Below are 12,452 nucleotides of genomic sequence, written 5' to 3' on the forward strand. Positions count from 1 at the left end.
CCTTAAGATTGCGTATCAGAGAATGGTTGTATCGTATCCATTTCGTGTTCTACTTCAGCCCCTAATCGGGCTTTTTGTAGACCTTCAGTAATGATCAAGTCGCCTTTTTCAAGCCCTTTCTTCACTTCCCAGTCAATGCCATAGCGTTGGCCTAGTTCAACATTTTTACGTTTAACCATGTCGTCTTCCACAGTTAACACATAGCGACCTTGCTGGTCTTCTTGAACGGCTCGCTGAGGAATGAGCATTACTTCTTGTTTGTCTGGCGATTCAATAATCACTGTGACATATAAGCCCGGTACAATAATATGTTCTTTATTTGGAAACTCTGCTCGAATAGCTAAGGTACCAGTGGTGGCATCAACTCGGTTATCTACAAAGTCCATTCTCCCCGTTTCATCAAATATACTTCCATCAGGGAAGCGAATTTTGACCGGAAAATCGGCTAATTTAAATGGTGTAGTCACTGATTTATGCGCTCGCTGAGCTTCAATGATCACTTTTTCTGGTAGTTGGAAGTTAATCCACACTGGTTCCATTTGGACCAAGTTAGCTAATACTGTTTGTTCTGGCGTAATCAGGTCGCCAGTAAACACTGAAGCTCGGCTAATACGTCCGGTGAAAGGAGCGTAAATTTTTGTATAACCTAACTCTAATTTTGCATTGTCTAATTCAGCATTAGCGCTCTGCAAAGCAGCTTTAGTTTGCAACTGTTTTGACAGCAAATTGTCGTAGTCTGATTGGCTAATAAAGTTGTCTTTAATGAGGCCTTCACCTCGTTTAAAGTTAAGAACTGCAGTGTCGTAGGCTGCTTTAGCTTGTGCAACAAAAGCCTGAGAAGAACGCACTGCCGCCTTGTATTGCTCAGGGTCCACTTCAAAGAGAAGATCGCCTTTTTCTACAATGCTACCCTCTTCTGCATTCATTGTAGACAGATTGCCTCTAATTCGAGATTTTAAAGCAATATCTTGGGTGGCTTGGCTACGGCCGACAAATTCGTTACTTGGAGTAACTTCTTCCATCGCCACTTCAAGTACTTTAACTTTAGCTTTAACTTCGGGAGCGGGAGGTGGTGCATTATCACAACCGCTTAACAACAATAGTGGAAGCAGTGTTATCCCTAATACTTTTGTTACGCGACTAACTGCTAATGTGCGTCTCATATACGATCCTTGTGTAAATTTTGAATACAGCAACTGTTGATAAGCATAGACGGTAACGCCCTACATGAAAACAGAAGGTTTCATTTTTGACTTTAATTTTTTGTATTTTTATGAAGACTAAACAATAGCTTACTCTTAACAAATATAGCATACAGAACAGTCACCAAATTTGGTACAATTAAGGCTTGTTTTTCAGGTTAAATACTATGCAGATAAAAACGATTGATAAACAGATTTACCAGACACGTTCTAGAAAAAGTTATCTAGGGATATCCGCAATATTGATTATTTCAAGCTTATTGTGGTCAACTATATTTATTGCACTGTTTTCGACTTCAGATGATAACTTTCGTTACAACTTATTGGGTGTAGTCACTGCGGTGATATGTTTAATTCCAATCATTACTTACTGTAAATCTAAGACGTGGTTTGCTGAAGTGATGTATGTTTGGCACTTAAAGCAAGAGCTCAACAAAATAAACAGAAAAATGGTTAAACTGCAAAAGGCTGCAAGCAAGGGTGAGGTTGAAGCACTAACAGCTATCAAGTTTAGTTATATCGGTAGCCGCCAAATATGGGAGCTAGACGACAACACATTGATGTTAAGTGAATTAAGCCTCGCAGAGCAAAAACTAGATGTCCTCATTGACAAGTTCAATGTCAGTATTGAACCCGATCAATACCAATCAAACGACTTAATGAAATACTAAACGTTTAAATGTAAGCAAGTATGACCATCAATAAGAATCGGTGAAATAAGTTGGTCGTCAGAAAATGCTTTTTTTAATGCCCCCTCAACGACCAGTTTATCGCCTAACTCCGCCTGCTTAGCGACCAACTCAGCGGGATAAGCCCACAGATTACAGTTAACCAAATGCTGAGCATCGTTACTATCGGTGATTAACTGCAACTTTAGGTAGCTCTGATTATTAACGCTTTTTCTAAGCAAAGATTTGTTCGCTATTTCACCCACTAAGGTCACCTTATTCCAATACAAGACTGAAGGTGCCCCAACAAAGCTGAGTTGCTCTGCTTCTATAGCGCTGACTATTTTCCCGTTTGAGTCTTTTTGATTTTTCAAACGCCCCTTAAGCACAACACCATCACCTGCTTTTGCATAAGATTTTAAGCGTTCAGCTTGCTCACCACGAGCTGTAATCTGAAAGACTTCCACTTGCTCTTTACCGGTTGATTTAGTTTTCTTTTTAACCAACATTTCAAATTGAGTAATCGCTGTACCATCACTAAAATAGCGTAGGGTAATGTCTTTGGTCACTAGATTACCAAGTAACTCAATATTTGAACGACAAATTGCTTGCAAAAAACACTCTCCATATAGGCTTATAAAGGATTTGTTGTAGTTAGCTGTTAGCGTTATGATCAGCTTTTACCTCAAACTCTGGGCTATTATGAAATACCCATGTCGATTAGACAAATACCTTTCCAAAGCAAAATTAGTTTCTCGTAGCGATGCCAAAAAGATCATCAAAAACAAAAGGGTCATGGTAAACCAAAAATCCGTAACGAGCACTCAGTTCGCGATACAAGAAATAGATAAAGTGTATTTGGACGAACAATTGCTGGACCTTCATGAACATGCTTATTATATGCTGCATAAACCCGCTGGATACTTAAGCACTGAAGAAGAAGCGGGTCACCCCAGTGCCTTATCATTGATTTTAGATGAAACACCAAAGCTTCATTCAGCTGGTCGTCTGGATATCGATACTACCGGATTATTGCTATTAACAAGCGACGGGCAATGGTCTCACAGAGTAAGCAGCCCCAACGCCAATAAATTTAAACAATATCGAGTTGAGCTCGCCGATGCTATTGATGACAGCGATTTAGCAAAACTACGAGAAGGTATTCTACTACGAGGCGAAGATAAACCCACTAAACCGGCAATAGTTAGGCGCGTAAATGAAACCCTCATCGATATTGAAATCAGTGAAGGTCGTTATCATCAAGTCAAACGCATGCTAGCAGCCGTGGGCAATAGAGTAGTCAGCTTACATCGCCAAATGATTGGTGAAATAACTTTAGATGAATCGTTACAACCAGGAGAATACCGACGGCTTTCAGCGCTAGAGGTCAGCTATTTTTAAGTTCAGAGCTATACAGTACAACCTGGTTTCGCCCACGCGCTTTAGCAGCATAAAGCGCGTCATCGGCCTGCTTGTATAGATTGGCAAAGCTTTGCTCTTTATGGCTTTCAGTCACCCCAAAACTGCAGGTAAAACTCGGTTCTTTGCTAGTCGCCACAAATGCTAAGCGTAAACGTTCGGCCAAATTAAGCGCTTGCTGAGCATCGGTTTCTGGCAATAACATAATAAACTCTTCGCCGCCCCAACGCGCCAGCAAATCTGTATCTCGCTTTAAGTGATTAACTGTTTCGACTAAACGAATTAAACATTCGTCGCCCACATCGTGACCGTATTGGTCATTAAGCTGCTTAAAATGATCAACATCTAACATCAATATTGAAAATAGTGAGCCATTTCGTTCGCTCCTGCTTTGCTCCAAGTGAGTTGAATCTTCGAAATGCCGGCGATTAGCAGCCTTCGTTAGGGGGTCTGTGTTGGCTAATTTTTTTAGTTCATTCTCTAGGGATTTTTGTGCGCTGATATCAACGCTAGAACAAACAAAATTGTGTAATTGGTTTTGCCAATAAACTGCTGTTACCGTCAATTGCTGAATAGATGTTTTACCTTTTAATCCTTCTACTTTAATTTCGCCAGACCAACTACCTTGCTCGCTAGCCAGCAACATAATTTGCTTAAAATCGGGTTCGCTATGGCCAAAATCGGTTAAATATTTCCCTAGCATTTGCGTTTTTGGTACACCAACTAATTGCGAAAAATAACGATTAGTTTGTAACACGATACCTTCAGTGTTTGTAATGACTTGGGAAAACTCCCCCTCAAAGGCTGCTTCTCTTAGGGCGTTCAATTCTTCAATTATCGCCTTCTCTCGGCGAATAACATCCGTTAAATACGCCCCAATAAAACAACTGAGAATTGCTACACAAAAAACAATAGCAATAAATACCAACCAATAGCGATTGCTTTCTGCCAAATCTTCATAGGATATGTACAAGTATGTGAGATTGGGTTTCTTATCAGCTGATTGAATACGCTTAACAAACATCAGCCCCGTTCCCACATCAAAAGGAGCTTGCTCACCGTCAAACATATCACTGGCAAAAAATCGTTGAATAGAAAAATAGTTAAAACGCCCCACTAAGGCCATGAGTTTTTGCCTAGTGTCTTGACTATAATCACCTTCAACAATAACGCCTTCGTCAGTAAGAATAATTGCTCGTTCCACTAAACGAGGCCTGCCCACAAAGTGCACAGTTTCATTAATAGAGGCTTGATTATATTCATTGACCATCCAGCCGGTCAGTTTCGACCATTTATCAAAAACAGGGGTGTAGATTAAATAAAGTTGATTTTCACTGAAATAGTCATTGATGACTTTACTAGAAATTTGGCCTTCGTTACGCCAACCGACACCTTTAAAGTAACTAATCACCGCAGGGTTTACTTTCGCTCCCCACTTCACTTTATGTCCCGAGTTATATTGATTCAGGGCTAAATCTACCCGTCCATCCCGATGGATATAATAGAAGTTTCCTTCCAAGTTAATATCTTTAGCTATGCGCTGCCATTCGGTTGCCAATGTCACTAAGGTTAACTCAGACTCATTGTTGACGTAATTGAGTAAACCTAAGGTTCGAGTCAACAAAGAAAGCCGCTGAGATAAGAGGCTAACAAGGTGTTTGTTGGCGGTACTAAAGCCAGTAAAAGATAGCTCAATTTCTTCTACTATTTGCTGCTTTACGGTTTGGAATCGATGATAAACTACGGCAGAAAACAGCAAAACCACCAATAGCGTCCATATTGATGCTCTTTGTTTCCAAGATATAGTTTTTTTAAAAAATCGTGATTTCAAATGATCTCTTTTATAGATTATTTTTATTACTGGTTATTATTAAACATTTACGCGTGTTTTTCTCTACTTAAGTGATAAAGCCCCACGAGCAAATCTATAATGGCAATTTCTCTTTTCATACTTGAAAGCATAACAGCAGAAAAGGATACTAGAGAAAAAACTATAAGGTAAATAAATGACTGATTTTCGCTTCCATCCTCAAAGTCAGCTTATTCAGCAGCAAGACAGCTATCAAGTCACCCTTTACACCGCGATAAACCATCCTTATCAAAAAATATTTGTTCGGGTGGAACCCGATCACGAAGAATGGCTTATCGAGCTTAAAAAACCCATAGTTGAAGGGAATTGGTTAAAGTGGCAAGCAACGATCCCAATCAGCCCTCACAGTCCATTAACCCTTTACTGCTTCAAGTTTCTACTGAACGACAGACAAATCTATTTACATGCAGCGGGAGAATCATCTCGTCTTCCGCAAAAGCACTATCACTTTCGCATCAATACTCTTGATAAACCGCCAGCCTGGGTGAAACAACAAGTTTTTTATCAAATATTCCCTGAGCGCTTTGCAAACGGTGACCCAAGCTTAACTCCCAATGACCAAAGCTATAGCTATCACCGGGATGGCAGGAAAGTACTGCAAAAACAATGGGGTGAGCCAGTTGCTCAATCGCACTCAGGAACCGGTGCCACCGAGTTTTATGGTGGTGACTTAATCGGCATCGAACAAAAGCTTGATTACTTAGAGCAGCTCGGCATTACCGCCTTGTATCTAAATCCGATTTTCTGTTCGCCTAGCAATCACAAATATGACTGCAGCAACTACTTCAAAGTAGAGCCCCACTTTGGAGGAGACCAAGCCTTAATTAACTTATCCAGTAAGATGAAACAACGTGGTATGAAGCTAATGTTAGACGCCGTGGTTAACCACACGTCCAACCAACACCATTGGATGGATTTCTACCAGCAAGGCAAAGGTGGTGCCTACCATAATCAAGATTCTTTGTTTCGAGATTGGTATCATTTTGACAACCACGGAAACTACTGGTCTTGGAAAGGTGTAGAAACCTTACCTAAACTCAATTTTGCCAATACCGAAGTACAACAAGCTATATACTCTGGCCCACAATCGGTATTGAAATATTGGCTTAAGCCGCCCTTCTCTATTGATGCATGGCGTTTTGATGTTATTCACATGCTTGGTGAGCATAACAGCGCTCAACATAATGCCCATTACGTTGCAGAATTTAGAAAATCGATTAAAGAAGTGAATACAGAAGCCTATATGATTGGCGAACACTTTGCCGAAGCTAGCCAATGGTTGCAAGGCGATCAAGAAGACGCGGCCATGAACTACTATGGCTTTAATCAGCCGGTGGTGGCTTTTTTGGCTAAGGTAGACGTTCCCCGTTACGTTCCAGTAAAACTGAACGCCAGTGACTTTGCTAACTGGTTGGCCGAAGCACGTGGCTCAATCCCCTTTGCGAATCAACTTGCCCAATACAACTTACTTGATAGCCACGATACGCCTAGATTCACCCACTTGGTCCAAGAGAATCAACAGCTGGCGATGGTGGCCGCGACTCTGTTGTTAACTTATATTGGCGTGCCGTCTATTTACTATGGTGACGAAGTGGGCTTAACAGGCGCTAACGACCCGGATTGTCGCCGTTGTTTCCCATGGGATGAGCAGCAATGGGACCAGCAGGTATTGCAACACTATCAAGCGTTAATCAAACTGCGCAAACAACGTAAAGAACTACAAGAAGGCGATCTTATTAGTTTACTTGAGCTTGAAGATGTTTGGGTGTTTCAACGCTGGTTGCCCGAGCAAAACAGCCTGGTAGTGATTAACCGAGGCGAGGCGCAAAGCATCTCTATAGACCTGAGTGCCGCGCAGTATTCACATCGTTATACTCAGCTCCACACTGGCAAGCAAATAACAGTAGAGCAGCAACAGCTTATACTCTCGTTGCCCGCCCATTCATCAATGGTACTAAGCAGTCATTAAGCACTAGTCTTGCTGCTGGCTATCGGCTAGCAGCTTGGCTTCCAATGATTTGCTTGAACTGACTTGTAAATCCTTTAACAACTGTGCTTGCCTAACTAAATTACCTTTACCGGTACTTAGTTTGCTCATGGCATGTTGATAACTGTCGTTAGAACGCTGTAATTGCTGGCCGTGGTTTTGGAGATCTTCAGTGAAAGCTACAAACTTATCAAATAACTTACCAGCGCGTTGGGCGATCACCTGAGCATTTTGTTGTTGATGTTCGCTGCGCCAGAGGTTTTGAATAGTACGTAACGCCACCATTAGGCTGCTAGGGCTTACCAGCAAAATATTCAATTCAACCGCAAATTTCACTAAGCTAGGATCTTGTTCCAAGGCACTTAGATATGCACCTTCTATAGGCACAAACAACAATACATAATCCAAAGATTGTAGCTGATAAAGCGTATGGTAATCTTTTTTACTCAAACCAATGATCTGACTTCTTAAGCTTTTTGCATGTTCTTTTAAAGCACTTTGTTGGACCTCTTGCTGATCACTATTGTAATAGCGTTCATAGGCAACCAGATTGACTTTAGAATCAACAATGACAGCTCTGTCGTCGGGTAATTTCACCACCACATCAGGCTTAATGGTTTTACCATGCTGATTGACACCAACTACTTGAGTTTGATATTCGTGCCCTTCTCTCAAGCCTGAAGATTGAAGGATTTGCTCAAGAATTAACTCTCCCCAGTCTCCCTGCTGCTTGTTATCGCCTTTTAACGCTTTAGTTAACTTTACAGCATCATCGCTCATTTGTTGATTGAGTTGTTGTAATGTGACTATCTGATCTTTCAATGAATGGCGTTGCTTAGCCTCATTTTCGTAACTGTTCTGAATCTGTTGCTTAAAGCCATCCAACTGTTGCTTTAAAGGCTGTAACACTGATTCGATGCTCAGCTTACTTTGTTGCTGAAGCTCTACCCCCTTCTCCGAGAAAATACGATTAGCTAACAGTTCAAATTGAGCATTTAACCGCTCTTCACTTTTTTCCAGATAAGCAATGCGCTCTTGCAAAGTGAGGTCCTTTTGCTGCAATAAGGCGCAGCGCTGTTGCTCACGTTGTAACAGCTGTTGGCTAGTATCGAACTGTTCCTTCACTGTGGTTAAATTCTCGAGTTCGTTGCGTAATTCAGCATTACTAATGAGCTGATCTTGTAAACGTTGCTGCAGCGCATCAGCGTTTAATTTCAACTGTTCTTGCTCAAGGAGTTGTTGTTCAATATTTTGCTTTAACAAGTCAGTTTGTTTACTGGTAGTGCCAGTGTTTATACGATTTACCACTAACAATAATAAAACAAGAAACAATAAAAATAAGGTAACCAAAAGGCTAATTTGACTAAATTGAGAAGAAATAATCTCTAAGTTCACAGTAATACCATTGCGGTTGTGGTGATTTGCTCGTTATGATGCATCATACCGTAAACAGCCGACTAAGCGCGTAGCTGTTTAGCATGTTTTAGCTTAATTTTAGGAAAATCATCAACATGAGTATCTTTTCAGCTTTTAAGAAATTATTTGAATCAGAGCCAGCTAAAGCCAAAAGCTACCCTGAAGAACAATATAGCGACTTTACTATTGCGCCTAGCCCTCAGTCGGCAAATGGCCAGTACCGAGTAGCGGCAGTAATCAGTAAAACTATCGATGGCGAGTTGAGAGAACATACGTTTATTCGTTCAGACACCTGCGCTAGTTCAGACGATGCCGCCGAGCTAGCGTTGCATAAGTGTAAAACCTTTATCGATCAGATGGGTGATCAAATATTTGAGTAAACCCAGGCTATTTTTCGACTTCAAATAACCGCGTAAGCACCTGTTTTACTGCGTCAATATCAAAAGGCTTGTCTACCAAAGCGGAAACACCGCTTTGCCGAACCCCATCTAATTTGGCGCAGTTATTTTCTGAAGTTACCATTAAGGCTGGAATGTCACAAAACTTAGGATGTTGCCTCAGTGCTTCGATTAAAGCGGCCCCATCCATCACCGGCATATTGTAATCAGTGATCACCAAGTCAACCTGATTGCTTTCTAATATCGTTAAGGCTTCTTGCCCATGTTCGGCCACTAATAAGTTAATCAGTCCGATATTTTCCAAGACCTTCGAAATATGGCGACGAGCAGTTTGGCTATCGTCTACCACGAGTATGGTTTTGTCGGAGATATCAATATTATTGATCACTTCACTATCAGGTTCGATATAACTAATCGTTGCCTGTAATGCGGCTAACAAATGGGTGAATTCAAAGGGCTTGGGTAACATCGCAATCACCCCCGCTTGCTTAATTGCATCTAAAGTATGGTGGCATGCTTCGCTAGAGATCAGCATAAAGGCAACATCGCGGCTAAGATTATTGGCACGTAGTTGTTGAACCAGATCGGTGGCTGTACCGTCCGAAAAATACATTGAACTAACCACTAAGTCAGGGGCAGTTTTTAACGCTATTTCTAGCGCTTGTTGGCAATTTTCTGCCAACAAAAAGTTATCAACACCCGCTTCGTGTAAACGCGTTCGAATGATGTTGCGCTGCATATTTGAGGGTTCGACCAACAAAATGGTTAAATCAGCTAAGGATAAAGAGTCCATAAAATCCAATTAAAGCTAGCAATAATTCGCCTTATATTACCCCTTTAAACTCACCTTTTTTACCGCTATTTTGTTAATCTTCGACATTGACTTGAAAAACATGCATTTAGTCACCAAATTAAGACTAAACAATATAATGGAAAACACTATGCAGCCCACTACATCTGTTATCGATATTAGCTTTGAAAATGCCCAACAGGTATTAATTGAAGGCTCATTTAATCAACCTGTAGTCGTACAGTTTTGGTCACCCGCTAGCCCCCAGTGTGAGCCTTTATTTGGACTGTTACAGCAAATCCACCAGCAAACCGGTGAAAGCTTTGTCTTGGCTAAGCTTAATATGGATGAGTTGGCCCAACTTGCACAGCAACTAGGAGTAGCACAGGCTCCTGCGGTAGTCATTCTAAAGGAAGGCAGACCTGTAGATGGGTTTACCGACATCCCCTCTCCAGAAGTGATTGCAGAAACCATCGTTCGTCATTTACCCGCTCCAGAAGAGCAATTGCTAGCCAAAGCTAAAGCTTTACTTGAGGCCGACCAGTCAGCAGAAGCGCTTAGCGTCATAAGAGAAGCGCACCAATTGGCTCCGCAACGCAACGATATCATTTTGGTGCTTATTCAAGCTTTATTAAATAATCAACATGCCGAAGAAGCAGAAACACTGCTAAATGCCTTACCTTTAGAAGACCAACAAGCTGATTTTCACGAACTAAAAAGCCAGTTAGAACTCTTAAAGGCTGCCGCAGAAAGCCCAGAGATACAAGCCTTAGAAGCCAAGTTAGCCACCAGTGAAGACTCTGCTGAGCTACGCTTAAATTTAGCCATTCAATATTCTCAAGCAGGTAGAAACCAAGAGGCTTTAGAGTTGTTGTTCGCTATCCTACAAAAAGACCTTGAATCAGTAGACGGGAAAATTAAGAAAAACTTCCTCGATATACTTGCTACCTTGAATGGTGACCCGCTTTCATCACAATTTAGACGAAAGTACTTTAGTTTGCTTTATTAGGCCTGTAAGGGGTGAGAGCAAGCCAATATCAGACGATACTGGCTTGTTTTGCATGACTTAAACCGCTTCAGCAACGAGCTCGCTATCGGTTTTATTTGATGTTGTTTTTATCAGCTTTAGTTTATCTGCATCTAAACGGTAATAGTGCATAATAAACACCAACGAAACAAAAAATAGCCCAGGCAGTAATGTATACAACATGTTTATCCACGTTATTGCTTGGCTAGACTGTGACTCTGCTCCACCAACATATCCTGCACCAGCAAGACTCCAACCGACCAAAGCGCCACCAATAGCAATACCCGCTTTTATTGCAAACAAGTTAGTTGAAAAAACCATGCCACTTAAAGAGCGACCACTGCGCGATTTTTCATAATCAACCACATCACTCATCATGCTCCACAATATCGGTGTTGTGCTCATTTGCACCACACTCAACACGATCATCACAGTAAATATCAGTAAAATATTGCTAGGCTCTATGAAAAACATCAAGCCAGAAAGAAGCCCTGACACGCCAATCAAGACTTTGTAAGTCTTAGCTTTATCAAAACGACCTAACACCGGCGCTGAGGCCATAGCACCCACAATGTTGGCTAGCATACCTGCTACCATCATCCAGGTCGCTAAATCGGGACGGCCCATTACACTATTTACGTAGTACATGGTGGACGCAGCTTTTAACACAACCCCGGTCAACAACACGATATTAAGTATAAACAGCACTCGCCATTGGGTATTTTCCCATAATAGTTTTATGTCACCAAATGCAGAATTTTTTTGGCTTTGATTAACTTCGGTTGTGATGTGCTCTTTGGTATTAGCAAAACAATAGAAGAATAACACCATTGCTCCGATGCCCATTATTACCATTGCGCCCAAGTAGCCTTTTTGTTCATCACCTTGGCCAATATATTTCACTAAAGGTAGAGCGACGAGTGCCACTACCAATCCGCCCGCAGTGCTTAAGGCAAAGCGATAAGATTGCAGAGAAACACGTTGTTTTGGGTCATCGGTCATAGCATTCGCCATGGCGCAATAAGGAACGTTTATTGCGGTATACATTAAAGTGAGCAAAATGTATGAGCAGTAAGCATATATAATTTTCCCCGTCGATCCCAAGTCAGGGGTATAGAAAGTAATCATACACGCGACGCCAAAGGGGACTGCCATCCACAGTATATAAGGGCGAAATTGTCCGTGTTTGGTTCTCGTTCTATCAACTAACGACCCCATTAACGGATCGGTAATCGCATCAATAAACCTTACCAAGAGAAACATGGTTCCCATGTGAACCGGTGATAAACCATATACATCAGTGTAGTAATACGCTAAAAAAAGCATGACCGTTTGCCATACAAAATTACACCCTGTATCTCCTAATCCGTAAGCTACTTTTTCTTTAACCGTTAAATGAACATTGCCCATGAAACTCTCCGCTGCAATTAGTATTTTATCTATTCGCATTGTTAATTACGCTTCACCAACAAACTATTATGTTATAAAAAAGAGTCTTTGCGTTATTTTATAAGTGATAGGTCGATCTATGTATTGCATTTATTCTTTTAGCAAGTTGCGCAATGTTTAATCGAAAATCATTTGTAAAGGCTAAGGCGCATCGGCTTTTTGGGTTTGAGAAGAGCAGCAATCTGTACTTATAGGGTCAGTGAACAACGTGCGTAAGGCTGACAAG

General features: G+C 41.3%; 11 protein-coding genes. 5 read left to right on the forward strand and 6 right to left on the reverse strand.

Features of this window, described 5'->3' with window-relative positions:
* Positions 1 to 2: 2 nt before the first annotated feature.
* On the reverse strand, positions 3 to 1,163 hold the full coding sequence (locus ACVFI8_RS00600; RefSeq protein ID WP_248715374.1) for an efflux RND transporter periplasmic adaptor subunit: 1,161 nt from the start codon (positions 1,161 to 1,163) through the stop codon (positions 3 to 5).
* A gap of 206 nt (positions 1,164 to 1,369) precedes the next feature.
* Here ACVFI8_RS00600 and ACVFI8_RS00605 point away from each other — a divergent pair, with 206 nt between their 5' ends.
* Complete coding sequence (locus ACVFI8_RS00605; protein WP_457872724.1) at positions 1,370 to 1,873, forward strand: DUF3087 family protein; 504 nt, start codon at positions 1,370 to 1,372, stop codon at positions 1,871 to 1,873.
* Here ACVFI8_RS00605 and ACVFI8_RS00610 read toward each other — a convergent pair.
* A complete protein-coding gene (locus tag ACVFI8_RS00610; RefSeq protein ID WP_457872726.1) occupies positions 1,870 to 2,484 on the reverse strand; it encodes a single-stranded DNA-binding protein in 615 nt (204 codons plus the stop codon). The genes ACVFI8_RS00605 and ACVFI8_RS00610 overlap by 4 nt on opposite strands.
* Positions 2,485 to 2,572: 88 nt before the next feature.
* On the opposite strand from ACVFI8_RS00610, the gene ACVFI8_RS00615 reads away from it, so the two are divergent.
* Entirely contained in the window at positions 2,573 to 3,271 is a 699-nt protein-coding gene (locus ACVFI8_RS00615; RefSeq protein WP_457872727.1) for a pseudouridine synthase, read from the forward strand.
* On the opposite strand, the gene ACVFI8_RS00620 is transcribed toward ACVFI8_RS00615, so the two are convergent.
* Positions 3,258 to 5,120, reverse strand: a complete 1,863-nt coding sequence (locus tag ACVFI8_RS00620) for a diguanylate cyclase (protein WP_457872728.1) — start codon at positions 5,118 to 5,120, stop codon at positions 3,258 to 3,260. The two genes, ACVFI8_RS00615 and ACVFI8_RS00620, sit on opposite strands and share 14 nt — an antisense overlap.
* 175 nt (positions 5,121 to 5,295) lie before the next feature.
* Here ACVFI8_RS00620 and malZ point away from each other — a divergent pair, with 175 nt between their 5' ends.
* A complete protein-coding gene (gene malZ, locus ACVFI8_RS00625) occupies positions 5,296 to 7,128 on the forward strand; it encodes a maltodextrin glucosidase (RefSeq protein WP_457872729.1) in 1,833 nt (610 codons plus the stop codon).
* Positions 7,129 to 7,131: 3 nt separating this feature from the next.
* On the opposite strand, the gene ACVFI8_RS00630 is transcribed toward malZ, so the two are convergent.
* Entirely contained in the window at positions 7,132 to 8,541 is a 1,410-nt protein-coding gene (locus ACVFI8_RS00630; RefSeq protein ID WP_457872730.1) for a DNA recombination protein RmuC, read from the reverse strand.
* 116 nt (positions 8,542 to 8,657) lie between these two features.
* Here ACVFI8_RS00630 and ACVFI8_RS00635 point away from each other — a divergent pair, with 116 nt between their 5' ends.
* Positions 8,658 to 8,942, forward strand: coding sequence for an HlyU family transcriptional regulator (locus tag ACVFI8_RS00635; protein ID WP_248715367.1), 285 nt, complete (start codon positions 8,658 to 8,660; stop codon positions 8,940 to 8,942).
* 7 nt (positions 8,943 to 8,949) lie between these two features.
* Here the strand turns inward: ACVFI8_RS00635 and ACVFI8_RS00640 are convergent, their stop codons facing one another.
* Positions 8,950 to 9,753, reverse strand: coding sequence for a response regulator (locus tag ACVFI8_RS00640; RefSeq protein ID WP_248715366.1), 804 nt, complete (start codon positions 9,751 to 9,753; stop codon positions 8,950 to 8,952).
* A 148-nt stretch (positions 9,754 to 9,901) separates the two neighbouring features.
* Between ACVFI8_RS00640 and ACVFI8_RS00645 the strand changes: the two genes are divergently transcribed.
* Positions 9,902 to 10,759, forward strand: coding sequence for a tetratricopeptide repeat protein (locus tag ACVFI8_RS00645; RefSeq protein ID WP_457872731.1), 858 nt, complete (start codon positions 9,902 to 9,904; stop codon positions 10,757 to 10,759).
* A 57-nt stretch (positions 10,760 to 10,816) separates the two neighbouring features.
* Here ACVFI8_RS00645 and ACVFI8_RS00650 read toward each other — a convergent pair whose 3' ends face one another.
* Positions 10,817 to 12,187 carry a glycoside-pentoside-hexuronide (GPH):cation symporter gene (locus ACVFI8_RS00650; RefSeq protein WP_457872732.1) on the reverse strand — a complete coding sequence of 457 codons (1,371 nt, stop codon included), beginning with the start codon at positions 12,185 to 12,187 and terminating at the stop codon, positions 10,817 to 10,819.
* Positions 12,188 to 12,452: the final 265 nt, after the last annotated feature.

Source organism: Agarivorans sp. MS3-6 (assembly GCF_054112545.1).

Bases quoted from the DNA above. Each gene is read 5' to 3' on its own strand.
- ACVFI8_RS00600 (WP_248715374.1), bottom strand. From the start codon at position 1,163: ATGAGACGCACATTAGCAGTTAGTCGCGTAACAAAAGTATTAGGGATA.
- ACVFI8_RS00605 (WP_457872724.1), top strand. From the start codon at position 1,370: ATGCAGATAAAAACGATTGATAAACAGATTTACCAGACACGTTCTAGA.
- ACVFI8_RS00615 (WP_457872727.1), top strand. From the start codon at position 2,573: ATGAAATACCCATGTCGATTAGACAAATACCTTTCCAAAGCAAAATTA.
- malZ (WP_457872729.1), top strand. From the start codon at position 5,296: ATGACTGATTTTCGCTTCCATCCTCAAAGTCAGCTTATTCAGCAGCAA.
- ACVFI8_RS00635 (WP_248715367.1), top strand. From the start codon at position 8,658: ATGAGTATCTTTTCAGCTTTTAAGAAATTATTTGAATCAGAGCCAGCT.
- ACVFI8_RS00640 (WP_248715366.1), bottom strand. From the start codon at position 9,753: ATGGACTCTTTATCCTTAGCTGATTTAACCATTTTGTTGGTCGAACCC.
- ACVFI8_RS00645 (WP_457872731.1), top strand. From the start codon at position 9,902: ATGCAGCCCACTACATCTGTTATCGATATTAGCTTTGAAAATGCCCAA.
- ACVFI8_RS00650 (WP_457872732.1), bottom strand. From the start codon at position 12,187: ATGGGCAATGTTCATTTAACGGTTAAAGAAAAAGTAGCTTACGGATTA.